20 protein-coding genes and 1 other annotated feature are annotated in these 25,655 nt (G+C 60.6%); of the genes, 8 read left to right on the top strand and 12 right to left on the bottom strand.

Annotated elements, in window-relative coordinates:
• Window positions 1-118 precede the first annotated feature (118 nt).
• The 3 genes from purN to ACIK7D_RS02220 form a co-directional block, all read right to left on the bottom strand.
• A complete protein-coding gene (purN, locus tag ACIK7D_RS02230; protein WP_400155518.1) occupies window positions 119-793 on the bottom strand; it encodes a phosphoribosylglycinamide formyltransferase in 675 nt (224 codons plus the stop codon).
• Window positions 790-1,863: a phosphoribosylformylglycinamidine cyclo-ligase gene (gene purM / locus ACIK7D_RS02225; RefSeq protein ID WP_078054076.1), complete on the bottom strand. Its 1,074-nt coding sequence runs from the start codon at window positions 1,861-1,863 to the stop codon at window positions 790-792. Before purM ends, purN begins: the two co-directional genes overlap by 4 nt.
• A 123-nt stretch (window positions 1,864-1,986) precedes the next feature.
• Complete coding sequence (locus tag ACIK7D_RS02220; RefSeq protein ID WP_020811533.1) at window positions 1,987-2,781, bottom strand: class I SAM-dependent methyltransferase; 795 nt, start codon at window positions 2,779-2,781, stop codon at window positions 1,987-1,989.
• Between the two features lie 243 nt (window positions 2,782-3,024).
• Between ACIK7D_RS02220 and ACIK7D_RS02215 the strand changes: the two genes are divergently transcribed.
• The 4 genes from ACIK7D_RS02215 to ppx are packed head-to-tail and all read left to right on the top strand — an operon-like array spanning window position 3,025 to window position 8,733.
• Complete coding sequence (locus ACIK7D_RS02215; protein WP_080818751.1) at window positions 3,025-4,182, top strand: AI-2E family transporter; 1,158 nt, start codon at window positions 3,025-3,027, stop codon at window positions 4,180-4,182.
• A 2-nt stretch (window positions 4,183-4,184) separates the two neighbouring features.
• Window positions 4,185-4,913 (top strand): DnaA regulatory inactivator HdaA, encoded by a 729-nt coding sequence (hdaA, locus tag ACIK7D_RS02210; protein WP_400155517.1) that lies wholly within the window; start codon window positions 4,185-4,187, stop codon window positions 4,911-4,913.
• A complete protein-coding gene (locus tag ACIK7D_RS02205) occupies window positions 4,910-7,213 on the top strand; it encodes an RNA degradosome polyphosphate kinase (protein WP_400155516.1) in 2,304 nt (767 codons plus the stop codon). Before hdaA ends, ACIK7D_RS02205 begins: the two co-directional genes overlap by 4 nt.
• Window positions 7,210-8,733: an exopolyphosphatase gene (gene ppx / locus ACIK7D_RS02200; RefSeq protein ID WP_127757583.1), complete on the top strand. Its 1,524-nt coding sequence runs from the start codon at window positions 7,210-7,212 to the stop codon at window positions 8,731-8,733. Before ACIK7D_RS02205 ends, ppx begins: the two co-directional genes overlap by 4 nt.
• A gap of 46 nt (window positions 8,734-8,779) precedes the next feature.
• Here ppx and ACIK7D_RS02195 read toward each other — a convergent pair whose 3' ends face one another.
• From ACIK7D_RS02195 to ACIK7D_RS02160, 8 genes are all read right to left on the bottom strand, one after another.
• A complete protein-coding gene (locus ACIK7D_RS02195) occupies window positions 8,780-9,412 on the bottom strand; it encodes a DapH/DapD/GlmU-related protein (protein ID WP_400155515.1) in 633 nt (210 codons plus the stop codon).
• 155 nt (window positions 9,413-9,567) lie between these two features.
• A complete protein-coding gene (locus ACIK7D_RS02190) occupies window positions 9,568-9,915 on the bottom strand; it encodes a hypothetical protein (protein WP_400155514.1) in 348 nt (115 codons plus the stop codon).
• 174 nt (window positions 9,916-10,089) lie between these two features.
• Complete coding sequence (locus ACIK7D_RS02185) at window positions 10,090-10,437, bottom strand: hypothetical protein (protein WP_065654053.1); 348 nt, start codon at window positions 10,435-10,437, stop codon at window positions 10,090-10,092.
• Between the two features lie 240 nt (window positions 10,438-10,677).
• Window positions 10,678-12,036 carry an esterase-like activity of phytase family protein gene (locus ACIK7D_RS02180; RefSeq protein ID WP_400155513.1) on the bottom strand — a complete coding sequence of 453 codons (1,359 nt, stop codon included), beginning with the start codon at window positions 12,034-12,036 and terminating at the stop codon, window positions 10,678-10,680.
• A 153-nt stretch (window positions 12,037-12,189) separates the two neighbouring features.
• Window positions 12,190-13,218, bottom strand: coding sequence for an adenylate/guanylate cyclase domain-containing protein (locus tag ACIK7D_RS02175; protein WP_080817252.1), 1,029 nt, complete (start codon window positions 13,216-13,218; stop codon window positions 12,190-12,192).
• A 207-nt stretch (window positions 13,219-13,425) separates the two neighbouring features.
• Window positions 13,426-14,031, bottom strand: a complete 606-nt coding sequence (locus ACIK7D_RS02170; RefSeq protein WP_162936681.1) for a hypothetical protein — start codon at window positions 14,029-14,031, stop codon at window positions 13,426-13,428.
• An 82-nt stretch (window positions 14,032-14,113) separates the two neighbouring features.
• Window positions 14,114-15,274 carry a ribonuclease D gene (gene rnd / locus ACIK7D_RS02165; protein WP_065654050.1) on the bottom strand — a complete coding sequence of 387 codons (1,161 nt, stop codon included), beginning with the start codon at window positions 15,272-15,274 and terminating at the stop codon, window positions 14,114-14,116.
• Window positions 15,275-15,356: 82 nt separating this feature from the next.
• A complete protein-coding gene (locus ACIK7D_RS02160; protein ID WP_080817251.1) occupies window positions 15,357-16,628 on the bottom strand; it encodes an MFS transporter in 1,272 nt (423 codons plus the stop codon).
• A 191-nt stretch (window positions 16,629-16,819) separates the two neighbouring features.
• Here ACIK7D_RS02160 and aspS point away from each other — a divergent pair, with 191 nt between their 5' ends.
• From aspS to ACIK7D_RS02140, 4 genes are all read left to right on the top strand, one after another.
• Window positions 16,820-18,607 (top strand): aspartate--tRNA ligase, encoded by a 1,788-nt coding sequence (gene aspS / locus ACIK7D_RS02155; protein WP_400155512.1) that lies wholly within the window; start codon window positions 16,820-16,822, stop codon window positions 18,605-18,607.
• Between the two features lie 256 nt (window positions 18,608-18,863).
• Window positions 18,864-20,309: a cell envelope integrity protein CreD gene (gene creD, locus ACIK7D_RS02150; RefSeq protein ID WP_400155511.1), complete on the top strand. Its 1,446-nt coding sequence runs from the start codon at window positions 18,864-18,866 to the stop codon at window positions 20,307-20,309.
• 313 nt (window positions 20,310-20,622) lie between these two features.
• A complete protein-coding gene (locus ACIK7D_RS02145) occupies window positions 20,623-22,728 on the top strand; it encodes a methyl-accepting chemotaxis protein (RefSeq protein WP_400155510.1) in 2,106 nt (701 codons plus the stop codon).
• Between the two features lie 78 nt (window positions 22,729-22,806).
• Window positions 22,807-22,862 (top strand) — a sequence feature (sul1 is cis-regulatory element that is thought to sense ions involved in sulfur or methionine metabolism; They are found in Alphaproteobacteria).
• A 74-nt stretch (window positions 22,863-22,936) separates the two neighbouring features.
• The gene (locus tag ACIK7D_RS02140; RefSeq protein WP_400155509.1) at window positions 22,937-24,418 is read left to right on the top strand and encodes a SulP family inorganic anion transporter; all 1,482 of its coding nucleotides are present in this window, start codon (window positions 22,937-22,939) and stop codon (window positions 24,416-24,418) included.
• Between the two features lie 42 nt (window positions 24,419-24,460).
• Here ACIK7D_RS02140 and ACIK7D_RS02135 read toward each other — a convergent pair whose 3' ends face one another.
• The gene (locus tag ACIK7D_RS02135) at window positions 24,461-25,651 is read right to left on the bottom strand and encodes a hypothetical protein (RefSeq protein ID WP_127757574.1); all 1,191 of its coding nucleotides are present in this window, start codon (window positions 25,649-25,651) and stop codon (window positions 24,461-24,463) included.
• Window positions 25,652-25,655: the final 4 nt, after the last annotated feature.

Below are 25,655 nucleotides of genomic sequence, written 5' to 3'. Positions count from 1 at the left end.
GACCGGAGGGCCCGAAATAAGGGCCGTTGCGGGCATTAAAGATGATTATGGTAAACGATCGGTTTATTTTCCGAAAAATACCACTATGGGTGCTTTTTGTACTTTAGTTATAGCGTTATCAGGAGGCGGAGATGAGGTTGGAATACTCAGTATTACTTTCGTCATCCGTGGAGACCGCCTTGCCGTCTTCCATTCGAACCTTGCCTTCGGCAAGCCGCTTCAGGGTGAGCGGATAGAGCTGATGCTCGACTGTCAGGATCCGCGCCGCCAGAGTTTCAGCCGTATCGCCGGAAACGACCGGCACCGCACCCTGCGCGATTGTCGGGCCTTCATCCATGCCTTCGGTGACGAAATGCACGGTGCAGCCGGAAATCTTCATGCCGCTGTCAATGGCCCGCTGATGGGTGTTGAGGCCGGGGAAAAGCGGCAGCAGGGAAGGGTGGATATTGATGATGCGCCCTTCATAGGGAGCAATGAAATCCCCCGATATCAGCCGCATGTAACCGGCGAGACAAATGATATCGGGCGCGATTTCACCAAGTGCGGCCAGAATGGCGCCCTCATGCTCGGCCTTGCTGGCATAGGTCTTGCGTTCGAAGACCAGCGTGGGAATGCCCATGCTCCGTGCCTTTTCCAGCCCGCCCGCAGACGCCTTGTCGGAGATGACGCAGACGATTTCCGCCGGAAAATCCGCCGCCTGACAGGCCTTGGCCAGCGACACCATGTTGGAGCCGCTGCCGGAAATGAAAACGACGACGCGTTTGCGGCCGGACGGGAAGGCGGCGCTCATCATAGGCCGAGAGCGCCCTTGTAGATGGTGCCATGTGCGCCTTCTTCGCGGGCGACCATGCGGCCGAGCGGGAAGACGGTTTCACCTTCGGCAGTCAGAACCTCGGTGACCTTTTCGGCATTTTCAGCCGAAACGACGACGATCATGCCGACGCCGCAATTGAAGGTGCGCAGCATTTCCTTCGCTTCAACGCCGCCGGTTTTCGCCAGCCACGAGAAGACCGCGGGAACCTTGATCGCGTCGAGATCGATTTCGGCGGCGAGATGCTTGGGCAGAACGCGCGGAATATTCTCCGGGAAACCGCCGCCGGTAATATGCGCCAGCGCCTTCAGCGCGCCGGTCTCGCGGATCGCTTTCAAAAGCGGCTTCACATAGATGCGGGTCGGCGTCAGCAGCGCTTCGCCGAGCTTCTTGCCGTCCGCGAAGGGGGCAGGCGCGCTCCAGTCGAGACCGGAGATCGACACGATCTTGCGCACCAGCGAAAAGCCGTTGGAGTGAACACCGGAAGAGGAGAGGCCGAGAATGACGTCGCCTTCGGAAATATCGCCGGCCGGCAGAAGCTGGCCGCGTTCGGCAGCACCCACGGCAAAGCCCGCGAGATCGTAATCGCCATCGGAATACATGCCGGGCATTTCAGCGGTTTCGCCGCCGATCAGCGCACAGCCGGATTCGCGGCAGCCGGCGGCAATGCCGGAAACGATGGCTGCACCCTGGTCCGGGTCCAGCTTGCCGGTGGCGAAATAATCGAGGAAGAACAGCGGTTCTGCGCCCTGGACGACGAGATCGTTGACGCACATGGCGACGAGATCGATACCGACGGTGTCGTGATAGTCAGCATCGATGGCGATCTTCAGCTTGGTGCCGACGCCGTCATTGGCGGCCACCAGAACCGGATCGGTGAAGCCCGCGGCTTTCAGATCGAACAGGCCGCCGAAGCCGCCGATTTCGCCATCCGCGCCGGGACGCCGCGTCGAACGCACCGCCGGTTTGATCTTTTCGACCATCAGGTTGCCGGCGTCGATATCCACACCCGCATCACTATAGGTAAGACCGTTCTTGCCCGACTGGCTCATGGCTCTCGTCTCCGCTGGTTCCTTTGGCGTCGCCATTCGCACGGGACGGGGCCTGATGCAAGGGTTTGAGTGGCAAAAGCTCCGGTTTTTAACGGCTTTGGCGGGGCTTGTCGGATTGGGTGCTCACGATGGCTGCGGCGCGGCGCGACAGACGAGATTGAGCAGGCCGTCATTGGATGTATCGGAATTTTCCTCTATCGGCCGTCCGTTCTCACCATAACGTGCGGCGATCTCGAAGCCCGCCGCTTCCAGCTGGCGGGTCTGGGCGGCAAGGTCGATGAAATAAAACAGGCCGCTCCAGCGGTGCGCCTGATCCGCGAGAATGGCATATTCCGGTGTCCGCCGTGTCGAAGGTTGCAGGCGCAGATAGTTGATCCAGCTTTGCGGATGCAGCGAATTCACCACCTCGCGCGGGTGCCAGGAGCGGCGGTGCAGCGGCATGCCGCCGGCCCGCTTCCATTGGCGATTGTGAAACGAAAAGATGAAATATCCGCCAGGTGCGAGGATGCTTCGCACGGCATGGATGATGGCAAGCCGGTCCTCGTGGTCGAAGGCGCTTAGAATCGCGAGCGCGCCGAGCACGCAATCGAAACGCTCCGCGCCGAACTGGCCGATCGCCCGCACATCCATGTCGAGAAACGTGGCGGCTGGAAAATTGCGCCGCGCCAGCGCAAGCATCGGCTGCGAGCGGTCGATGCCGATATAGTCTCCCACCAGCGGCAGAAGCGGCTTCGTCGTTCGTCCGGTGCCGACGCCGAGGTCAAGCAGCCGCTTGCCCGCATAGGCGTGGCGGAACTGGTCGAGAATGATGCGTTCGGCCGGGTAAAGCTGCTGGTTGTCATACCATTCGGCGACTTCGGGATTATCGAAGAGACCGGCATTATATTCCGCGATGCCATTTTCACTGGTGCTTTGCATCGTGCCCCCCGGCCGCCGGACATGAAGGAGCGTCGTTGGCCCGCCCGGCAATATTTGATAGTTGTCTAATATTTGCTGCCGGTCAACCTGTCGTTGCGAGGGGTTGGCCGGAAATGAGGGATTTTACCGCTGTGCGGGCAGTCTCCTTCTGCCCACGCGCGAAAGCGCCGGTCTTGACCATTTGCATATGCGCATCCTATCTCCATCATGGGCGGTGACGGTGCGGCGATAAAGGATGAACGGATGCAACCCCATGTAAGCGGTACGAGCCTGCGCCGGCAGGTTTTTTTCTGGATCGGCGTGCTTGCCGTCTTTGTCCTTTTCCTGATGGTCTTCAGCTCCATTCTCCTGCCTTTCGTGGCGGGCATGGCGCTTGCCTATTTTCTCGACCCGGTCGCCGACTGGCTGGAACGGCGTGGCCTCAGCCGGTTGATGGCCACCGTCGTCATCCTCGTCTCCTTCGTGCTGATCTTTGCGCTGTCGCTCATCATCATCATTCCGCTGATCGCCGCCCAGGCCTCGGAATTCATCACGCGCATCCCGCAATATATCTCGTCATTGCAGCAGCTGATTGCCGGCGCCGACACCAATCTCCTGCCGGACTGGGTGAGCAGCCAGATCGACGCCGTGAAGGAGAATTTTTCGAAGCTTTTGACCGAAGGCGCGGGTTTCATCGGCACGCTTTTGACGCAGATATGGAATTCCGGCAAATCGCTGGTCGATGTCATGTCGCTTCTGGTCGTCACGCCCGTGGTCGCCTTCTATCTGCTGCTCGACTGGGACAGGATGATCGACAAGGTCGATAGCTGGATACCGCGCGATTATGTCCATACCGTCCGTCAGATCGCCCGCGACATGGATAAGACCATTGCCGGTTTCGTGCGCGGGCAGGGGTCGCTCTGCATCATTCTCGGCGTTTATTACGCCGTCGGCCTGTCGCTGGTGGGTTTGAACTTCGGCCTGCTGATCGGCCTTTTCTCAGGTCTTATCAGCTTCATTCCCTATATCGGCTCCATGGTCGGCCTCATCCTTGCCGTCGGCGTCGCCATAGTGCAGTTCTGGCCGGATTACATCTATGTGTTCCTGACGCTTGTGGTGTTCTTCTCCGGCCAGTTCATCGAAGGCAACATCCTGCAGCCGAAGCTTGTCGGCAAAAGCGTCGGCCTGCATCCGGTCTGGCTGATGTTCGCCCTTTTCGCCTTCGGTGCGCTTTTCGGTTTCGTCGGGCTTCTCGTCGCGGTGCCGGCGGCAGCGGCGGTCGGCGTGCTTGTCCGCTTCGCCCTGTCGCGGTATCTTGAAAGCGATCTTTACCACGGGCATGCCGCCAACCTTCCCTGGGACACAAACCCTGCCCTGGAAGAAGGGGAAACGTCCTCCGGCAAGGTTGACTCTCAGAGCTGACGATGACTGACCAAATCAAAACCGACAACGCCCGGTCGAAGGCCGAGCAGCTGCCGCTCGCATTCTCGCACCAGTCCGCTTCCGGAAGGGATGATCTCCTCGTCTCCGTCTCGCTTGCGGCTGCCGTCAGCCTCATCGATGAATGGCCGAACTGGCGCTCGCCCGTCGTCGTGCTGGCCGGGCCGCCGGGTTCGGGAAAATCGCATCTCGCCAATATCTGGAAAAATATCAGCGACGCGCGCGACATTCACCCCGAGACGGGCTCGGATGCCGCGCGTGCGGCCGAAACGGGGCCTGTTCTTTTCGAGGACGCCGACCGGCGCGGTTTTGACGAGACCGAACTTTTCCATGTCATCAACAGCGTGCGCCAGCACGGCACCACGCTTTTGATGACGAGCCGGCAATGGCCCGCCGCATGGCCGGTGACGCTGCCCGATCTGCGTTCGCGCCTCAAAGCCGTAACGGTGGTGGAAACCGGCGAGCCGGACGAGGGGCTTTTGGCGCAGGTGCTGGTGAAACTCTTCGCCGACCGGCAGCTTTACATGGATGACAAACTCATAGGTTACATCGTCAATAGAATGGAGCGTTCGCTCGATACGGCGCAGACGATCGTGGACCGGATCGACCGGCTGGCGCTCGCACGTGGAACGAGAATTACACGGCCGCTGGTGGCGGAGGTCCTCAATGCGATGGACAACGCAGCGGCGGGCAGCGGACTGGACGTCGATTGACTGTCACAGTTCCGTCGTCAAACTGTTATACGGGCAAGAAGGACGATCGCGCGATGCAGCAGGATCACGGAACGGAAATCGGTCAGGGGATGGAACAGGGAATGGACGCTATCGCGCAGGAAGACTTCAACAAGGTTCAGCCCGTGACCGAAGGCGAGAGCCTTTGGGACAGCCCGGCGCGTTTCATCAACCGCGAATTCTCCTGGCTCCAGTTCAACCGCCGCGTTCTCGAAGAAACGCTGAATACGGATCATCCGCTCTTGGAGCGGCTGCGCTTCCTCTCCATCTCGGCCGCCAACCTCGATGAATTTTTCATGGTCCGCGTCGCCGGCCTTGAAGGGCAGGTGCGCCAGAAGATCACCGTCAGGACGCCGGACGGCAAGACGCCGGCCGAACAACTTGAAGATATTCTGAAGGAAATCGACAATCTGCAGATGGAGCAGCAGGCCTCGCTCGCCGTTCTGCAGCAGTACCTTGCCAAGGAAGAAATCTTCATCGTGCGGCCCGCCGCACTTTCGGATGCGGACCGCACCTGGCTGGAAACGGAGTTCGAGGAACGCATGTTCCCCGTTCTGACGCCGCTCTCCATCGACCCGGCGCACCCGTTCCCCTTCATTCCCAATCTCGGCTTTTCCATGGGCCTGCAGCTCGACAGCGTCAACGGCCGCGAGCCGATGACGGCGCTGTTGCGCCTGCCGCCTGCGCTCGACCGTTTCGTGCGCCTTCCGGACGAAAAGAACGCCATCCGCTACATCACGCTTGAAGATGTGGTCGGCCTGTTCATCCACCGGCTCTATCCCGGTTATACCGTGCGCGGTTCCGGTACGTTCCGCATCATCCGCGACAGCGATATCGAGGTGGAGGAAGAGGCGGAAGATCTGGTCCGTTTCTTCGAGAGCGCGCTGAAGCGCCGCCGCCGCGGTTCCGTCATCCGCATCGAGACCGACAGTGAAATGCCGCAGTCGCTCAGGCAATTCGTGGTGCATGAGCTTGGCGTGCCGGATAACCGCGTCGCCGTTCTGCCCGGTCTTCTCGCGCTCAACACCATCTCGGAAATCGTTCGCGCGCCGCGCGACGATCTGAAATTCGAGCCCTATAACGCCCGTTTCCCCGAGCGTGTGCGCGAACATGCCGGCGATTGCCTCGCCGCCATCCGCGAAAAGGACATGGTGGTTCACCACCCCTATGAGAGCTTCGACGTGGTCGTGCAGTTCCTGCTGCAGGCCGCGCGCGATCCCGATGTGCTCGCCATCAAGCAGACGCTCTACCGCACCTCCAATGACAGCCCGATCGTTCGCGCGCTGATCGACGCGGCCGAAGCCGGCAAATCCGTCACCGCACTGGTCGAGCTGAAGGCGCGCTTCGACGAAGAGGCGAATATTCGCTGGGCGCGCGATCTGGAGCGCGCCGGCGTGCAGGTCGTCTTCGGCTTCATCGAACTCAAGACCCACGCGAAGATGTCGATGGTTGTGCGCCGCGAGGACGGCAAGCTCAGAACCTATTGCCACCTCGGCACCGGCAACTATCACCCGATCACCGCCAAGATCTATACCGACCTGTCCTTCTTCACCTGCAACCCGAAGATCGCCCATGACATGGCGAATATCTTCAACTTCATCACGGGTTACGGCGAACCGGAAGAGGGCATGAAGCTGGCCGTCTCGCCCTATACGCTGCGCGCCCGCATCGTGAAGCACATCAACGAAGAGATCGAACATGCCAAGCGCGGTGCGCCGGCGGCGATCTGGATGAAGATGAATTCGCTGGTCGATCCTGAAATCATCGATTCCCTTTACCGCGCCAGCGCCGCTGGCGTGGAGGTCGATCTTGTCGTGCGCGGCATCTGCTGCCTGCGCCCGCAGGTGCCGGGCCTGTCGGACAATATCCGCGTCAAATCCATCGTCGGCCGCTTCCTCGAACACAGCCGCATCTTCTGCTTCGGCAATGGTTTCGGCTTGCCGTCGGACAAGGCGCTGGTCTATATCGGCTCGGCCGACATGATGCCGCGCAACCTTGATCGGCGTGTGGAAACGCTGGTTCCGCTCACCAATCCCACCGTGCATGAGCAGGTTCTTTCACAGATTATGCTGGGCAATCTCATTGACAACCAGCAGAGCTACGAGATACTTGCGGACGGAACGTCGAGGCGCATCGAGGTGCGTAAAGGCGAAGAACCGTTCAACGCGCAGCACTATTTCATGACCAATCCCAGCCTTTCCGGACGTGGTGAAGCCTTGAAATCCAGTGCGCCCAAATTGATTGCCGGGTTGATTTCGTCCCGCAAGAAACAGGCTGAATGACTCGATCAGAAGCACAGGGGCGGCTGACCGGCCTTGCCCCCGTTTCCGTCATAGATATTGGTTCGAACTCCGTTCGTCTCGTCGTATATGAAGGTCTTTCCCGCGCGCCTGCGGTGCTGTTCAATGAAAAGGTCCTGTGCGGCCTTGGCAAGGGACTGGCGCTGACGGGCCGCATGCATGAGGAAGGCGTCAGCCGGGCGCTGATGGCGCTTCGGCGTTTTCATGTCCTTTCGGAGCAGGCGCAGGCGCAGAAGCTCTATGTGCTGGCGACGGCCGCGGCGCGTGAGGCGGAAAACGGCCCGGATTTCATCCGTGAGGCTGAAGCCATTCTCGGCTGCGAGATCGAGGTGCTGTCAGGCGAAAAGGAAGCGCTTTATTCCGCCTATGGCGTGATCAGCGGTTTCCATGATCCAGACGGCATCGCCGGTGACCTCGGCGGCGGTTCGCTCGAACTCATCGACATCAAGGGCAAGAGCTGCGGCGAGGGCATAACCCTGCCGCTCGGCGGCCTGCGGCTGTCGGAGCAGTCGGACGGCTCGCTGGAAAAAGCGGCGACGATTGCCAGAAAACACGTCAAATCCTTCGCCAGGCTTCTGGCGGCGGGTGAGGGGCGCACCTTTTACGCGGTGGGCGGCACCTGGCGAAACATCGCCAAGCTGCATATGGAGATATCGGGCTATCCGCTGCATATGATGCAGGGCTACGAATTGCCGCTGGAGGAAATGCTGAATTTTCTCGAGGAGGTCATCGTCTCCCGGGATAGCAAGGACCCGGCCTGGCAGGCGGTCTCCAAGAACCGCCGCTCGCTTCTGCCCTTTGGCGCCATCGCCATGCGCGAAGTTCTGAAAATGATGAAGCCGGCCAGGATCGCCTTCTCGGCGCAGGGCGTGCGCGAAGGTTATCTCTATTCGCTGTTGACCGAAGAGGAGCGGGATTCCGACCCGCTGCTGGTTGCCGCCGATGAACTTGCCATTCTGCGCGCTCGCTCGCCGGAACATGCGCGCGAACTGGCGGACTGGAGCGGCCGCACATTCCCGGTTTTCGGCGTTGACGAGACTGAAGAGGAGAGCCGTTACCGGCAGGCGGCCTGCCTTCTCGCCGATATCAGCTGGCGCGCCCATCCCGACTATCGCGGATTGCAGGCGCTCAACATCATCGCCCATTCTTCCTTCGTGGCGATCACCCATCCCGGCCGAGCCTATATTGCGCTTGCCAATTATTATCGCTTCGAAGGTCTGAACGACAACGGCACCACGCAGCCGCTCGCCGCCATGGCGGGCGACCGGTTGCAGGAGCTTGGTAAATTGCTCGGCGGCCTGCTGCGCGTCGTCTATCTCTTCTCGGCTTCGATGCCGGGCGTCGTCGATCACCTCAAATTCCGCAAATCCGGCAATCCCGATCTCGATCTGGAATTCGTCGTGCCGCACGATTATTGCGATTTCGCCGGCGAGCGGCTGGACGGGCGTTTGCAGCAACTGGCGAAGCTGACGGGCAAGCGGCTGGCGTTCGTGTTCGAGTAACGAACGGCGCGTTTCTGTTTCGCGACAGGAACGCTCCTGGCCTCCACTATGACCAGCGCTCGCAAAAGGCTTCGATATCGCTCGACTGAAAGTCGGAAAGCCGTGCCATGATCGTTTCGAATGGCCAGTCCCACCATGCGATTGAAGTAAGCTTTTCCGCGATGGATCGCGAAAATCGTTCGCGAATGATCTTCGCGGGAACGCCGCCGACGATGGTGTAGGGCGGCACATCTTTGGTGACGACCGCGCCGGCGGCGAGCACTGCCCCGTCTCCAACCGTGACACCCGGCAGGACGATAACCCCGTGACCGATCCAGACATCGTGACCGATGACGGCGCGGTCCTCCCTGCGCCGGTCGAAAAAGGCGTCATCGCGCACGGCATCCGCAGAATAATATTCAGGGCAATAGCTGAAACGGTGCATTGATGGCCGGTCCATCGGATGGTTCGGAGCGCCTATCCTGACCTCTGCGGCGATGGCGCAGAATTTTCCGATCGTTGCATCGCCCACCATGCAACGGGGGCCAAGATAGGAGTAATTGCCGAGTTCGACATTGTGCAGGGAGGTCTCAGCCAGAATTTCGCAGCATTCGCCGATATTGGAATCTCTTATGCTCGCCGTCGCATGGATGACGGTCTCTGCAATTTTCGGGCGCTTGATCTGTGCGGTCGAATCCATTCCAGCCTCCGGATTTGCGCCTGCTTAACAGGCGACGATGAAGGTGCTGTGACGTGGAATGGCCATAGGAGCCCGGCCGGGCGGGGCATCCTTTCTAAAACGCAGATCGCGCGCGATGCCGCGTGACGCGAAATCCTGTCTTCACGCGGAATGTATCACTTGCCGGAGACATCCGCCGCGGCAGGCGTTTTCTTCCAGTAGTGGTCGGATATGTTTTGCGCGTTCCGAATGATGTGGCCGGCGATTTCGGGGTCTCCGCCCTCGAAGGTTTTCGGGTCGGCCCCGCATAACATCAGGAAGAGCTGCTGATGCGCGACAGCGGCAAAATAGTCGTGGGGCGGTGGCTGCATGTCTGAACCGGCGGCCCGGAATGCCTCAGTAACCTCTTTGCTGGCACGCTCGAGTGCTGCGTGAATGGTGGTCATCATCGCCGCTTCCGTGCGCTCCAATATGTCCTGTACCTGCCGTTCCGCCGGTGTCAGAACCGGGCAACTCTCACTCATCGAATATCTCTCCTGTCGGTGCAACCATTCCACCGGGCGATATTATCGCAAGGATTGTGTCCGCTTTGCGGGAAAGATTGACATCGTGGTCTTGAAACGCAACAGCCTGACTGACCGCCGTGCCGTGAGGCGCGGATCGAAACGGCAATCGGCTGGCACTGCTTTGCAAACGGCTCAGCCGTGCCCGAGCGCCTTGCGGATGCAGGCGCTGAGATAGGCATATTGCAGCGGCGTTATCGTCGCCATGGCTTCCGTGCGGCTGGCAAGCCTGTCCTGATAGCCGACCGGAATATCGAACTGGCTGAAGGTGAAATCCCAGCGGGTGCCTTCGACGATATTGTAAAAATGGTCGGCACCGCTGACAGCGGTTTTGGCGAGCTCTCCGCCGAAAATATCCTGCACCACCAGCGCGGTGACGCTGCCTTGCCCCTTGGCGGGGTTTTCGCGCGACCAGAGTCCGCTCGTCTCGCCCGACCAGCTTTTCTTCAGGGCGTAATAAAGTCTTTCTGCATGGTCCTGCATGAAACGTCTTCTTTTCCGCAAGCATGTTTCGGTTAAAGCATTTCCAGCGAAATTGCGCTCGGTTTTGCGTCCGGAAATGCGTAAAAACAAAGAGTTAGAGCAATGGAGGTGAACCGGCGTTCACCGAAATTGCTCCAGCTCTGGAAAATCGGAACGGAGCGCCATGCAGACATTTGTGTCTGCCGGGCGCTCCGTCCGGATCATTCGCGGCCGTCAAAGCAAGTGACAGCAGCCTTGGTCTTACTTCGCCTCGAGCAGGTCCTTGACGTCCAGCAGGACGAATTCGTTGTCGTCAGCCTTGTCCAGCGCACGGCCGGCCGAGAAGGGCAGGTTGTTGTCGTTGCCGACGACGATATGGGTGGCATCGACGCGGTCGACATTCTCGATGGTGACGAAAGGCATGTCGTAATAGCCGTTGCCGCCGCCCTGACGCTTCTTGTTGTCCGGGTCGGAAATCTTCATCAGGTCGATATAGCCGATCTTGCGGGCGGCCTTGCCGACATTGGTGTCGTTGAATTCGATCTTGTAGATGCGCTTCAGCTTGGCAGGGCGGGCGAAGCAGTCCGCAGCCGGAGCCTTGGGGTCGGCGCAGGCCTTGTCGGCCGTGCCGGCGCCATTGTCGCGCTCGATGACGAGGGCGGTGGTGTCATCCAGCATGTTGAAGTCGCCGATTGCCTCGCCGCCTTCCGCCAGCGGATAAAGCCAGCTGCGGCCGGTCCATGCCTTCTTGGCGGTGTCGAGTTCGATGATGCGCAGCGCGGTCGCGCCGTCTTCGGTTTTTTCCACCTGGCCGTCGGCCATGTAGAGCGGGCCTTCCAGCAGGCCGTAGAGCTTCGAGCCGTCCCTGGAGAGCGCCATGCCCTCATAACCGCCGGAGCGCTTCAGGTTGAAAGCGGGCATTTTCTGCGTGGGATTGCCGGGCAGGGCAAGAGCCGGATGGTCGGGAGACTTCACCTCGATGTCGCCGGCCTTGGTCGAGATCACGTCGGTCAGCTTGCCGTCGCGGGTGAATTTCAGGATGTAGGGGCCGAATTCCTCGCCGACCCAGAAACCGTCAGCGACCGGCTGAATGGATTCGACGTCGAAATCCGCGCCCGTCAGGTAACGCTTGCTCGAGCCTTCCAGAACGATGGGGAAGGGCGCCTTCATGTCGGGATCGGAGAGGAACACGGTTTCAAGCGCGTTGACCTTGCCGGCGTCCCAATCGAACTTCAGATGGTGAAGCATCAGCATGGCGTCGCTGGAATTGAGCTTGGAACCGAAACCGTTGTCGGAAAGGCTCCAGAAGCTGCCGTCCGGCATGGCCCTGATACCGGAAAAGCCCTGCATCGGCTGGCCGTTGAACGGCATGGAAAGGCCGGTCAGGCGCACGCCGTCCTTGCCGGGCACGGTGCCGAGGCCCTCGGCGCGCTTGCGGTCGGCCGTGGTGAATTTGGCGGAGGTCTTGAGGTGCTCCGGCGCATCGGCAGGCGCGGCGATCATGGTGTTGGCGGGCAGAATGGCATGCGAGACCAGCTTTGCCGGAAATTCCTTTTCCGCCGCGTGCGCCGCGGCGGCGAGCGCGAGAACCGCGAAAGGTGCGAAAAGAATGTGCTTCATGATGGAGACCCCTCTCAATACCTGTTGAAGACAGGATTGACGCGATAGGGTCGTCGCATGACAGGCAGGTGATTGCCGTTTGAAGCTTTGATGAATTTTGATGACGGCCATCGTCCGCAGATGGGCCGCACGGCTTTTTTGCGCCGGTGGCCCCTATTCGGCGGGCGCCTGATATTGGCTGAGCGTGCAGACGCCCAGCGTCTGGCCACGGCCTTTGACGGCATGTTCGCCCAGATATTCGCTGCGCACGCCCTTCGGAAGCACCAGCTGATGGGCGAGATCGGCGGAAATCAGCACCGGATGGCCGAGCATCTTGCTCAGCGATTCGAGCCGCGAGGTCGTGTTCACCGTATCGCCGAAATAGGTGATCTTGTGGTGATCGACGCCGATTTCCGCGGTGATGACCGGCCCGCCATGGATGGCGAAGCGCAGGCGCGGCACCTCTCCGAAGCGGGAAAGCCACATGTCGCGGGTGTTTTCAATGGTCGCCTGAATATCGAAGACGCAGCGCACGCAGGCCGCCCGCCGGATCGCCATGTGATAGGGCCAGGTGATGATGGCGGCGTCGCCGATATAGTCGTCGATGACACCGCCGTGTTTCCTGACAGGTGCGGCATAGCTTGCGAAGATTTCGCCGAGAAATTCCTGGGCCTTCAGGTCGCCATGGGTTTCGGCGAAGGAGGTGGAACCGACGAGATCGATGAAGATGAAGACGCGGTCTTCGCTGACCGGCCGGCGATAACGCCCCAGGATGAGGTCGATGAAGATATCGCGGCCGAGAAGCTCGCGCACCCGCATGATGAAGACGATGATGCCGCAGACAATCAGGGTGAAGATCAGCGTCTGCACCTCGGCATGGACGGCGCGTTTCCAGGTGCCGGGAAATATCCCGCTCAACCACAGGATCGTGCCGCCGAGCCCGAAGCCGCAAAAGACGAGAATGGCATAGATGATGAGGCCGACGGCGATATAGGCCGGCGTCGGCAGGGCGCTCACCTGCCGCGACAGGCCGGGCATGATGTAACCGCGCTCGAAGGCGAGGATGGGTGCGCAGGCAAACAGCGCATAGGTCGCGCCGATCAATGCGCCGCCGCCATATTCCAGAAAGGCGTAGGCCACGCCGCTGCCGGCCACGGCAACGAAGAGCACCACGTAATCCAGAATGGGCAGCAATTTTCTCATGTCGGTTCTTGGGTCTCGGGAAGGGAAGGCTTTGGTCTTGGCAAAGAAGGACAGGCCGCTCCCTTCGGGCGAAGCTTCTGTTCAGGTCATATGCGACATTAATGTGGAAAAAGCGCCGCAAAAAGTGACCAATCGGTAAGGTTGCATGAAGGATTGGTAAGGCTGTTGCGCCGTTGCCGCAAAATCGGCTTTGCCGCCGTTCTACGTCTAATAGGATGTTCTGTAATAGACGGTTTCAAGCGGGGATTGCGGCCGGTCGTCCGGCGAGCGGTTCGACCATTTGACGGGGAAGGCGGCAAAACGCAGCCGGTTGCCGTCGATCCAGGCCCGGTCGAACAGGGTTTCTCCCTTGCGGGCGAAGGTGATGGCGGCGCAGGTGCGGCCGTCGACGTCGAAGGGAATGTTCTCCTTCCAGCCGCTCAGGCCGCAGCCCATGCCTTTCGGGTCGCGATTATAGCGGTCGACGACGTCGCCGTCATTCGGCGTCATGGTGATCGCGGTGACGGTATGGGCAAAGAGCAGGCTGTCGCGATCTTTCAGGCCACCATCCAGCGTGCCTTCATACCGCACCTGCAGCGTCGGCTGCTGGCAGCCGTTTTGGGCATAGAGCTGCGACACCGCATGCATGCGATTGTCGCGAACGGTGATGCGGGTGACGACGCCGTGCCTGTCGTTCTTGCCGATCTTCAGGCAGTCGGTCGTCCATTCGCCCTGGAGATCGACCCTGTTCTCGGCGGCTCCGGCGGGAAGGGAGGGGAGAATACCTGCCGCCGCCAGAAGGGCAGCGAGCAGCGGAATGCGGGCAGGTTTCATGGCAAGACCCTTAAATCGCACGACCATCGGCAAAGAGATGGGACGCGATGCGGGCAAAATTGGGGTGGAAAGCGGCGGGCCGTTACGGCTCGCCTGCCGCAACCTCCACCGCCTCGACCTTCTTGCCAGCGAAACGTAGCGCGACTTCGCCATTGATGAGCTTCAGGGCCACATCGCCGAAGAGTTCCCGCCGCCAGCCGGTCAGCGCCGCCACGGTCGCTTTTTCGCCCTCGGCGGCGATCTTGTCGAGATCGTCGCTGTTGGCGATGACCTTGGCGGCGACGCCGTGCTTGTCCGCCGTCAGCTTCAGCAGAACTTTCAAAAGTTCCACGGCAGCGCCGGAGCCTTCCGGTGCGTGGCTGTGACGCGGCGCCTTCGGCATTTCCTCTTTCGGCAGCGCCAGCGCCGCATTCACCGTTTCGACGATGGCGGTGCCGGAGGCGGAGCGCTCCCAGCCCTTGGGAATGGTGCGAAGCCGCGACAGCGCCTCGGCGTCCTTCGGCTGCTGCTGGGCGATTTCGAAGATCGCATCGTCCTTCAGGACGCGTGAGCGCGGCACGTTGCGGGAGCGCGCCTCACGCTCGCGCCAGGCGGCGATGAATTTGAGGATCGCAAGTTCCGTCGGCTTGCGCAGGCGCGATTTCAGCCTGAGCCAGGCATCGTCGGGATGCATGTCATAGGTGTCGCGAGACTCGAGAATATCCATCTCTTCGGTCAGCCACAGCGAGCGGCCTTCGCGCTCGAGCTGGGCTTTCAGCGAGAGATAGACATCGCGCAGATGGGTCACGTCGGCCAGCGCGTAATCCAGCTGCTTTTCGGTCAGCGGACGGCGGCTCCAGTCGGTGAAACGCGAGGATTTGTCGATCTGGACGTTTTTGATCTTCTGCACCAGCTGGTCATAGGAGATCGAATCGCCGAAACCGCAAACCATGGCGGCGACCTGCGTGTCGAAGATCGGGTGCGGAATAAGCCCGCCGAGATGGTAGATGATCTCGATATCCTGTCGCGCCGCGTGGAAAACCTTCACGACAGCAGGATTGGCCATCAGTTCGAAAAGAGGGGTCAGGTCGAGACCCTTCGCCAGCGGATCGACCAGCACTTCGAGCGTCGGGCTTGCCATCTGCACGAGGCAGAGTTCCGGCCAGAAGGTCGTTTCCCGCAGAAATTCGGTGTCGATGGTGATGAATTCCGATTTCGCCAGTTCCGTGCAGGCTTCGGCGAGGGCGGCAGTCGTTTCAATCATTGTTATTGGCCAATCGTGAAAATTATCCGTCTTACTTTCCCTTTGCCGGGCGCATGTCAATACAAAGCCCGCTTTTGAAGGCTCAAGGATCGTTTTTCTCGGGCGGATGGGGCTCCGCGTCATCCTTTTTGGGTGGCGGAGCCGCGGCGAGCTTCTGGAAATAGGCGGACGTGCGCAAAAGCGAGCTGAACCGCCAGTTCCGCTCCTCCACGGGCACAGCTTCGCGCACCTGCAGCCGGTAGACGGTATAGGCGATGAAAACGATCTGGATCGCGGCCGTATAGCTGAACAGCGCCTTCGGGCCGAACTGGTCGATCAGCACGGAGGCGAGCAGCGGCCCGACGGTTGCGCCCACCGACCAGAAGAACAGCAGTCCGGCCGACATCATCGCGTGTTCGCCTTCCCTGGCATGGTCGTTGCCATGGGCGGAACTCAGCGAATAGAGCGGGAGCGCGAAGGCGCCGAAGATGAAGACGCCGATGATGTTGCTCCATTCATCGGTTCCGGCGAAGAAGGCGAGGAACAGGCCGACGACGACCGAGCCGGCCGTGGTGGCGAGAATGATGATGCGCCGGTCATAACGGTCGGAATAGACGCCGAGCGGATATTGCAGCACCACGCCGCCGATGATGCCGGCGCTCATGAAGGTGGCGATGGCGGTGACGGAAAGCCCGATCTGTTCGGCATAGATCGGGCCGATATTGCGAAACGCCGCCATGCTGAGACCGACGGCCACGCAGCCGACCACGGCAAGCGGCGAGATGCGCCACACCGCGAAGAGATTGAAGGGTATCTGTTTCGGCGGCGCAGGGTTGGATTTGTCGGCAAGCGAGATCGGCACCAGCGACAGCGTCAGCGCCATGGCGATCAGCGAAAACACCACGGGTCCGTCGATGCCCGCGACGGGAATGATATATTGCGCAAGCGTGACGGAGCCGAGATCGACGAAACGATAGATGGAGAGCGTGCGCGCCCGATTGGAGTTGGTCACCTGCGCGTTGATCCAGCTTTCGATGGCCGCGAAAAGACAGGCGACGGCAATGCCGGTGACGAAGCGCATCAGCATCCAGAACAGGGGATGGATGAGGAGCGGCATGGCGATCGCTGCGGCGGATGCGACGGCCGCCATGGTGGCGAAGGTGCGGATATGGCCGATCCTGCGCAGGAGCCGCGTCACCGAAATGCAGCCAAGCGCGAAACCGAAGCTGTAGGCGGCGCTGATGAGGCCGATGGTGCTGGCGGAAAACCCTTCGGAGAGACCGCGCAGCGCTATATAGGTTCCCTGCAGGCCGTTGCCGCCGATCAGGATACCGGCGGTGACGAGAAGCGGGATAAGAGGTCTGATCTGGCTCATTGCGGGCCGACTCGGTTTGGCGGGCTGGATTAGCCCTATCTAAAGCGAAGGCAGGGGAAAGGACAGGCTGAAGGCGACATTGTTGTGCTTTGCCTTGACAAATCAGGCTGGCCATGCGCTTTTCCGGCAAATTTCGACAGTGCCGCCCATCTGGCCTCCATCAGGCCCACGACACGTTCCAGGATAAAAAAATGCATCGTTACCGCAGCCACACCTGTGCCGCTCTCCGCAAGTCCGACGTCGGCGAAACCGTTCGCCTTTCCGGTTGGGTTCATCGCGTGCGAGATCATGGCGGCGTTCTCTTCATCGACCTTCGCGACCATTACGGAATCACCCAGGTGGTGGCCGATCCCGATAGCCCGGCCTTCAAGGTTGCCGAAACCGTGCGCGGCGAATGGGTCATCCGCATCGACGGCCTCGTCAAGGCACGCTCGGAAGACACCGTCAACAAGGGCATGGCGACCGGCGAGATCGAGCTTTATGCGCAGGAGATCGAAGTTCTCGGCGTTGCCAAGGAATTGCCGCTGCCGGTCTTCGGCGAGCCTGACTATCCTGAAGACGTTCGCCTGAAATATCGCTTCCTCGACCTTCGCCGCGAAACGCTGCACAGGAACATCGTCAAGCGCACGCAGATCATCTCCGCCATGCGCACCGGCATGGCCGATGCCGGCTTTGCCGAATATACCACGCCGATCCTGACGGCCTCTTCGCCTGAAGGCGCGCGCGACTTCCTCGTGCCGTCGCGCATCCACGAAGGCAAGTTCTTCGCCCTGCCGCAGGCGCCGCAGCAGTACAAGCAGCTTCTGATGGTCGCCGGTTTCGACCGTTATTTCCAGATCGCGCCGTGCTTCCGCGATGAAGACCCGCGCGCCGACCGTCTGCCGGGCGAATTCTACCAGCTCGACGTCGAAATGAGCTTCGTGACCCAGGAAGATGTCTGGACCACGATGGAGCCGATGATGACGGCCGTGTTCGAGAAATTCGCCGAAGGCAAGCCGGTTACCAAAGAGTGGCCGCGCATTCCCTATGACGAGGCGATCCGCAAATATGGTTCCGACAAGCCGGACCTGCGCAACCCGATCGTCATGCAGGCCGTGACCGAGCACTTCGACGGTTCGGGCTTCAAGGTCTTCGCCAACATGATCGCTTCCAACCCTAAGGTTCAGGTCTGGGCCATCCCGGCCAAGACCGGCGGTTCGCGCGCTTTCTGCGACCGCATGAACGCATGGGCACAGTCTCAGGGCCAGCCCGGCCTCGGCTATATCTTCTGGAAGGAAGAGGACGGCAAGGTCGGCGGTTCCGGTCCGCTCGCCAAGAATATCGGCGAGGAACGCACCGAGGCGCTGCGCACGCAGCTCGGCCTTGAAGCGGGCGACGCCTGCTTCTTCGTCGCTGGCGATCCGGCCAAGTTCTACAAGTTTGCCGGTGAAGCGCGCACCCGCGCTGCCGACGAGCTGAACCTGATCGACCGCGACCGTTTCGAAATGTGCTGGATCGTCGATTTCCCCTTCTTTGAATATAACGAGGAAGAAAAGAAGATCGACTTCGCCCACAACCCCTTCTCCATGCCGCAGGGCGGTCTGGAAGCGCTGGAAGGGCAGGATCCGCTCTCCATCAAGGCGTTCCAGTATGACGCGGTCTGCAACGGCTTCGAAATCGCCTCCGGCTCGATCCGTAACCAGTCGCCCGAGCTGATGGTCAAGGCCTTCGAAAAGGTGGGCCTCAGCCAGACGGACGTGGAAGAGCGCTTCGGCGGTCTCTACCGCGCCTTCCAGTACGGCGCGCCTCCGCATGGCGGTTGCGCATTCGGCATCGACCGCGTCGTCATGCTGCTGGTTGGCGCCAAGAACCTGCGCGAAATCACGCTGTTCCCGATGAACCAGCAGGCGCAGGACCTCTTGATGAACGCGCCGTCGCCGGCAACGCCGACCCAGCTTCGTGAGCTGGCGCTGCGCGTGGTTCCGTCCAAGAAGGACTGATCTGGAACCATTCAGGTTTCGAACAAAGGGCTGGCGGCAACGCCGGCCCTTTGCGTTTTTTACAACGAACGCGGCAAAGCCACAATTTTACCGCGAGTCGAACCGAATTCCGCACATAATCAGCCGAAATCCGATCCCAGTATAGGTCCCGCGTTCACTTGGGGGACGCAAGACTATCAGGGGTTTTAAACTTGGGACAGCGCCGGCCGAACTTCGCTTTCGGTTTCGGTGCGATCATATTTAGAAGGATTTCAGAATGGTACATGAAACGGGAAAAGATATTGCCCCGGCGGGCGGGCAGGTTCCTCCAGCCCATCCGCGCGGCAATTTCGCTGTCAGTCTGCGCTCGCCGGGCGCAAAGTTCCTGATGATCGGCTTCATATCGATGGTTCTGCTCGTGCCGCTCCTGCTGGTCTGGGGGTTGACGGAAGAGCGCGCCTCGCGGGCGGAAGAGGTTTCCGGACGGATCGCGAATGGCTGGGGCGGCGATCAGGTGGTGAACGGTCCCTATCTTGCCGTGCCCTTCGATGTGGAGCGCCGCCGGGAGGTGGACGGTCGCAGCATCGTCGACCGCATCACCGAGTGGGTGCTGGTCATGCCGGAAACGCTTGATGTCACGGCCGACCTGAAGACGGAGGAGAAGCAACTGTCGATCTACAGCCTGCCGGTCTATAACGGCAACATCGCGCTGAAAGGCCGCTTCGGTTCCGGCATCCTGCAGGACCTCGCGCGCTTTTCCGGCACGCCGCGACTGGACAGCGCCTTTCTCGTTCTCAGCATTCAGGATATTACCGGCATCCGGTCCAGCGCCGGCGTCAGAATCGATGGCGGCCCGGTTCTGCCCTTTGATCCCGGCATGCGGGATATCTCGGTCATGACCAACCGCGCCGGTCCGGAGGTATCGATCCGGTCCGATGCCGGTGTGCACAGGGCGATTGAGAAAAACCTCATCGAAACGGGCTTCGCCTTCGACATCGCCTTTTCCCTGAATGGCTCGGGCAGTTTCGCCGTTGCGCCGGCGGGCCAGACGACGAGTTTTGCAGCAAACGCCGATTGGCCGCATCCGGGCTTCGAAGGCCTGTTCCTGCCCGAGCAAAAGACTGTCACCGCCACGGATTTCAAGGCCAGCTGGACAATCCCCTATCTAGCAAGGGGCATAGACCGTGTGGTGGAGGGTACGCGCCTGCCGCTGTCGGGCAGCCTGATGACGATCAATCTCGTCGAACCCGTCAAGTTCTACCAGATCATTGCGCGGACGCTGAAATATTCGATCGGTTTTATCTCGCTGGTTTTCCTCGCCGTCTTCATCGTCGAACTCAAGGGCGGCAATGTCGTGCACTGGATACAATACGTGCTGACGGGGCTGGCTCTGGTCATATTCTATGTTCTGCTGCTTGCACTCTCCGAGCATACGGGCTTTACGATCGCCTATGCCGCGGCATCGATGTCGACGGCGGCGCTGATCGCCTCCTATCTCGGAAGCGCAACCAATAGTCGCAGAAGTGGCGTAGCGCTGTTTACGGTTCTGGCGGTCGCCTATGGCGTCATGTATCTGGTTCTGAATGAAGATGAATATGCGCTGCTGGCCGGTGCGGTGATTTCCTTCATTGCCATTGCAGCAACCATGTACGCCACCAGGCAGGTGGACTGGTCGGGCACCGGATCCTCACGCGCAGGCAATAGCTCGGACAATACGGCATAGTTTCCGTTCGCGCCGAAGGGACCGTCCGGACGGCCAAAACGCCGGCTTTTCCTATCCGGCTCGGCATCCGGCGTGAAGAACGGGGGGAAATGGGGTGAGACGGGAAAGCGCCGCTTTCCCGTCTCTTATCCGTTCTTTTCTATTGCAGACATCTTGCTCGTGCAGGCCCTGTTGCTTGCAGGTGTCGTAAGCCTCTTCCATTTGATCTGTGGATTGTCATAAAAACTTAATCGAACTGACAAATCCGGTAGAGGACTTCTTAAGTCTTGTCGATCATTCATCGCCCTCATGAAATTTCACAAACGAGGGTTGAATGTTTTCGCTGGTCTCGACGTTCAAAATAGCGCATCGCGTGTCCATGCTGGCGCTGGCCGCGCTGTGCGGTATCGCCGTCATCGCGGGCATGCTGCTCTGGCAAAGACAGATGGAGGCGCGTTATCGCGTCGTTGAAGATGCATTGATCCAGAGGGACGGCGTGTTGACCACCCTAGTGGATGCCCTGCATGAAAGCCGCCTGAACCAGAAGGATTTCCTGCTGTCCAGAGATATGAATTCCGTCGCGCAGTTCGACCAGACGATGGGGAAGGTCGAGCAATCCGTCGCTTCCCTTGACAGCGGTGCCGCACCGCAGACGCGTGCGAAACTCGAGGCGCTCGCGCAGGGTGTGGTTGCCTATGGCGATCGCATGAAGGCGCTGGTCGCCAAGAACGCGGAACTGGGTCTCACGCCTGCCGAGGGCCTTGAGGGCGCCATGCGCAACGGCGTGCATTCCATCGAAAAACTGATCGACGTCGTCGCCAATGCCGAAATCCGCGCCAGCATGCTGATGATGCGCCGGCACGAAAAGGATTTCATCCTGCGGCGGGATGAGGCCTATGTCGCAAAACATGCAGCCGAGGTAGAGACCTTCAAGGCGCTGGTGAAGCTGGAATATCGGCCGGGCGCGGAGCGTCAGCGCATCATGGATGCACTGGAAATATATACCGCCTCCTTCCGCTTTTATGCTCAGGCCGTGCTGGAGGAGGAGAAGGCGCGCGAAACCGTCGCCTCCGCCTATAATGCGCTGCTGCCCGTCGTCGCAGAGATTTCCACCATTTACCGGCAGGAGCGGGAGGCAAGCGCTCTCGAGAACAGCGCTGCGGCGGATAGAACGGTTTCGATCGTCGTCGCCCTTATCGCGCTCACCGTCGCAAGCCTTTTCGCCGGGGTCTATTTCATCGGCCGTTCGATAACCCGCCCGGCGACCGCGATTACCGGAGCGATGCGCCGTCTGGCCGAGGGCGAAACGGAATTCGCCGTTCCCGGTCTGCGCCGCCGGGACGAATTCGGCGCCATGGCCCATGCGCTGGAAATTTTCCGGCAGGCGGCCATCGCAAAAATCGAACTGGAGACGCAGGCGCTCGCAGCCCGGCAGCAGGCCGAAGCCGAAAAGGCGCGGTTCCAGCGCGAGGCGGAGACCGAAGCGCAGGCAAGGCTGATGCAGGCGACGACCGGCCTTGCGGCCGCACTTCACCGCCTTGCCGACGGCGATCTCTCTTTCGAACTGAACGAGCCTTTCGCCCCGGATTTCGAACCCCTGCGTCACGATCTCAACCGGACGATCCGCCAGCTCGATGCCGCCATGTCCGGCGTCGTGCGTTCGAGCGTGGCGATTGATGGCGGCAGTCAGGAAATCAGCCAGAGTGCCGCCGATCTCGCCCGCCGCACCGAGCAGCAGGCCGCCTCGCTGGAGGAAACCGCCGCCGCGCTGGATGAGCTGACGGCGAATATCCGCATATCGGCGGAACGTGCGGTGGAAGCCCGTGCGGTCGCCCATTCTGCCGACGAGGACGCCAACCGCACGGCCGACCTCGTTGTCGATACGATCATGGCGATGGAGAAGATCGAGCAATCGTCAGGCCGGATCGGCAATATCATCGGCGTCATCGACGAGATTGCCTTCCAGACCAACCTTCTTGCGCTCAATGCCGGCGTGGAGGCGGCGCGCGCAGGCCAGGCGGGGCGCGGTTTCGCCGTCGTCGCGCAGGAGGTCAGGGAACTGGCGCAGCGCTCCGCGAAGGCCGCCGCCGAAATCAAGCTGCTTATCCATGCCTCCGGTACAGAGGTGAAGGACGGCGCGCGCTTCGTGCGGGAAACCGGCGCGGCCCTGTCGCGCATCGGCGGCTCGGTGAAGACGATCAACGACCATATCGAAGCCATCGCCGCAGCGACGAACGAGCAGTCGCTGGGGCTCTCCGAGATCAACACCGCGGTCAACCATCTCGATCAGGGCACGCAGCAGAACGCCGCCATGGTCGAGGAAAACAATGCCGCCAGCGCCATGCTGGCGGGCGAGACGGCGCGTCTCAAGCAACTGGTCCATCAGTTCCGGCTGAGCGACACGCAAATGCGGGAATATGTCGGGCGCGAAGCGGCCTGAGGCATACGATCGCAGACATCGAAAGCGGGCGCGCAACTTGCGGCCCGCTTTTTTGCTGTTTATAGGTGAGTTACTCACCACGGACCCGGTGAAATTCCGGGTGGCTCTTCTGGCCGCCGATCCGCCAGACAACGCAAAGCACCGACATTTCATTTCAATCTACCGGACATGGCTCCGGCCGGTGCGTCATTCTTTGCGAAAAAATCAAATGAACAGATTTCAGACTTACAGACGTGAGTGGTTTTCCAATATTCGCGGCGATCTCCTTTCCGGCATCGTCGTGGCGCTCGCCCTCATTCCCGAAGCCATCGGCTTTTCCGTCATCGCCGGTGTCGATCCGAAGGTGGGATTGTTCGCCTCCTTCGCCATCGCCTGCGTTTCCGCCTTCACCGGCGGCAGACCGGGGATGATCTCGGCGGCAACCGCCGCCACCGCCGTCCTGATGGTCACGCTCGTCAAGGAACACGGGCTGCAATATCTATTCGCGGCCACCATTCTCATGGGCCTGCTGCAAATTCTGGCGGGCCTTGTGAAACTCGGCCGGGTGATGCGCTTCGTCTCGCGCTCGGTCATGACCGGCTTCGTCAATGCGCTGGCGATCCTGATCTTCATGGCGCAATTGCCCGAACTGATCGGCGTGCCAGTCGAAACCTACGTCATGATCGCGGCCGGTCTTGCGATCATCTATCTCTTCCCGCTGGTCACCAAAATAGTGCCGTCGCCGCTGGTCGCCATCATCGTTCTCACCTGTGTCGCCGTCTTCTCCGGCATGGATATCCGCACGGTCGGCGATCTCGGTGAATTGCCCTCGACGCTGCCGATATTCGCCCTGCCGCAGGTGCCGCTGACCTTCGAGACGCTGCAGATCATCTTTCCATATTCCGTGGCGCTCGCCGCCGTCGGTCTTTTGGAATCGCTGCTGACGGCGCAGATCGTCGACGACATGACGGATACCGGCAGCAACAAGAGCCGGGAATGCATCGGGCAGGGGACGAGCAACATCGCGTCTGCCCTCATCGGCGGCATGGGCGGCTGCGCCATGATCGGCCAGTCCGTCATCAATGTCAGCTCCGGGGGGCGGGGCCGCTTGTCCACCTTCGTCGCGGGCGCGTTCCTGCTGTTCCTCATTCTGGTGCTGGATGATCTTGTGCGCATCATTCCCATGGCCGCGCTGGTGGCGGTGATGATCATGGTCTCCATCGGCACCTTCTCGTGGCGCTCCATTCTCGATCTGCGCCGAAACCCGCCATCCTCCAGCATCGTCATGCTGGTGACGGTCGGCACGGTGCTTGCCACCCACGATCTTGCAAAGGGCGTGTTGGCCGGCGTGCTGCTCTCCGGCGTGTTTTTCGCAGGCAAGGTGTCGAAACTTTTCCATGTCCGGCCGGAGCTTTCGGCCGATGGCCGGGAGCGGATTTATCGCGTCGATGGCCAGATTTTCTTCGCCTCCACGGAGAGCTTCATCGCCGCCTTCGATTTCGCCGAGGAGGTTGAGGCGGTGACAATCGATGTCACGCAGGCGCATCTGTGGGATATTTCGGCGGTCGGGGCGCTGGACAAGGTGGTGCTGAAATTCCGCAAGGCCGGCAAGCGGGTCGAGGTGATCGGCGTCAACGAGGCGAGCGCCCACATGATCGACCGCTTCGCCCTGCACGATAAACAGGATGGCGCTGCCGCGCCGTTGCACTGAGCGCAAAAGAAAAGCCCCGGCATGACCGGGGCTTTTTTAGCTTTATTCGTTTGCCGTCACCGTCACACCGAGCATTTTCGGCAGGGTGTTCGGCGCGCCCATCGCAGCGCCCATGATCATCGGGAACGGAACCGGCTTTTCCGGCTCCGCCGTGATCGAGAAGTTCTTCGGATTGTCGATATAGGCGTTGACGGCCGCCGACACCATGTTCTGCAGTTCCGGCACGTTGAGCGAGGCCATCATGATCGGGGCCATGCCCTTGATGGTCTGGGCAAGCTGATCGCCCGTCATGCCCTGCTGGCTTGCAGCATAGTCGATGGCGCGCTTGGTGATGCTGGCGTCTTCGAAGCTGATTTCAGCGTTGATGAAGGAGAGCTGCTGCATCAGGCCGAGCATGGCAAGGCTTGCCGCCTGATCCGCCTGTTCCTTGTTCGGATTGGCGGCCTGCGCCTTCACCGTCTCCTGCATCGACTTGATGAAGTCGAGCGTGTAGCCGGAGAAACCGAACGACATGTTCAGGCGGCCGACATCATCGAGGTCGATGGCGTATTCTTCAACATCGATAGTGCCGGAGGCCACTTCCCAGCTGCCGCTCATGGTCATGTCGCCGGAAAGCGCCTGCAGCTTCAGCTTTTCGATCGCGTCCTTCGTGCCCGGATCGGTGACTTCGCTGAGATCGGCCTTGAAGCCGGATGCGTCGAGTTCGAAACCGATCGAGGCCTTGTCGTCGCTGACGGACATGGTTGCGGTGCTTTCTTCGAGCGAGAAAGCCGGCTTGCCGTCGATGGAAACGGAAACCGGGCCGCTATGTGCTTCGTCGTAGAACATCAGCGCATCGACGGTGCCGGTGGTGGAGTCTGCGGGAATGACGAGGCCGGACATGTAGATGTCGCTTGCCTTGATCTCCACGTTTTCCTGTTTGTAATCGATATTGTCGAAGCGGGCGTTCTTGATCTTGTAGCCGCCGTTGTTTTCCTCGACGCCTTCGAGCGTCACATTACCGACCGGGATCTTCTTGGCCGGATCGGCGACTGCGTTGAAGGTCACGCTGTTCAGGGTCACCGTCGAGCCGTTGACGGCGACGGAACCGGCAGCGATCTCGCCGCCCTGTGCGGCATAAGCCGCATTGATCTTCTTCAGCACATCCCCGCCATCCAGCGCGAAGGCCGGCGCGGAAAGCGTAAGAAGCGCGGCGCTCGCGAAAAGAACCTGCCGGGTGGATTTCAGTCTCATGATG

Origin of the sequence: Agrobacterium sp. P15N1-A (genome assembly GCF_044626815.1) — a bacterium.
GTDB classification, from domain to species: Bacteria; Pseudomonadota; Alphaproteobacteria; order Rhizobiales; family Rhizobiaceae; genus Agrobacterium; species Agrobacterium leguminum.
This window is presented reverse-complemented; position numbering and strand designations above follow the sequence as displayed.

Coding starts and splice junctions, on each gene's coding strand:
- purN (WP_400155518.1), bottom strand. CDS start 793: ATGATGAGCGCCGCCTTCCCGTCCGGCCGCAAACGCGTCGTCGTTTTC.
- purM (WP_078054076.1), bottom strand. CDS start 1,863: ATGAGCCAGTCGGGCAAGAACGGTCTTACCTATAGTGATGCGGGTGTG.
- ACIK7D_RS02220 (WP_020811533.1), bottom strand. CDS start 2,781: ATGCAAAGCACCAGTGAAAATGGCATCGCGGAATATAATGCCGGTCTC.
- ACIK7D_RS02215 (WP_080818751.1), top strand. CDS start 3,025: ATGCAACCCCATGTAAGCGGTACGAGCCTGCGCCGGCAGGTTTTTTTC.
- hdaA (WP_400155517.1), top strand. CDS start 4,185: ATGACTGACCAAATCAAAACCGACAACGCCCGGTCGAAGGCCGAGCAG.
- ppx (WP_127757583.1), top strand. CDS start 7,210: ATGACTCGATCAGAAGCACAGGGGCGGCTGACCGGCCTTGCCCCCGTT.
- ACIK7D_RS02195 (WP_400155515.1), bottom strand. CDS start 9,412: ATGGATTCGACCGCACAGATCAAGCGCCCGAAAATTGCAGAGACCGTC.
- ACIK7D_RS02190 (WP_400155514.1), bottom strand. CDS start 9,915: ATGAGTGAGAGTTGCCCGGTTCTGACACCGGCGGAACGGCAGGTACAG.
- ACIK7D_RS02185 (WP_065654053.1), bottom strand. CDS start 10,437: ATGCAGGACCATGCAGAAAGACTTTATTACGCCCTGAAGAAAAGCTGG.
- ACIK7D_RS02180 (WP_400155513.1), bottom strand. CDS start 12,036: ATGAAGCACATTCTTTTCGCACCTTTCGCGGTTCTCGCGCTCGCCGCC.
- ACIK7D_RS02175 (WP_080817252.1), bottom strand. CDS start 13,218: ATGAGAAAATTGCTGCCCATTCTGGATTACGTGGTGCTCTTCGTTGCC.
- ACIK7D_RS02170 (WP_162936681.1), bottom strand. CDS start 14,031: ATGAAACCTGCCCGCATTCCGCTGCTCGCTGCCCTTCTGGCGGCGGCA.
- rnd (WP_065654050.1), bottom strand. CDS start 15,274: ATGATTGAAACGACTGCCGCCCTCGCCGAAGCCTGCACGGAACTGGCG.
- ACIK7D_RS02160 (WP_080817251.1), bottom strand. CDS start 16,628: ATGAGCCAGATCAGACCTCTTATCCCGCTTCTCGTCACCGCCGGTATC.
- aspS (WP_400155512.1), top strand. CDS start 16,820: ATGCATCGTTACCGCAGCCACACCTGTGCCGCTCTCCGCAAGTCCGAC.
- creD (WP_400155511.1), top strand. CDS start 18,864: ATGGTACATGAAACGGGAAAAGATATTGCCCCGGCGGGCGGGCAGGTT.
- ACIK7D_RS02145 (WP_400155510.1), top strand. CDS start 20,623: ATGTTTTCGCTGGTCTCGACGTTCAAAATAGCGCATCGCGTGTCCATG.
- ACIK7D_RS02140 (WP_400155509.1), top strand. CDS start 22,937: ATGAACAGATTTCAGACTTACAGACGTGAGTGGTTTTCCAATATTCGC.
- ACIK7D_RS02135 (WP_127757574.1), bottom strand. CDS start 25,651: ATGAGACTGAAATCCACCCGGCAGGTTCTTTTCGCGAGCGCCGCGCTT.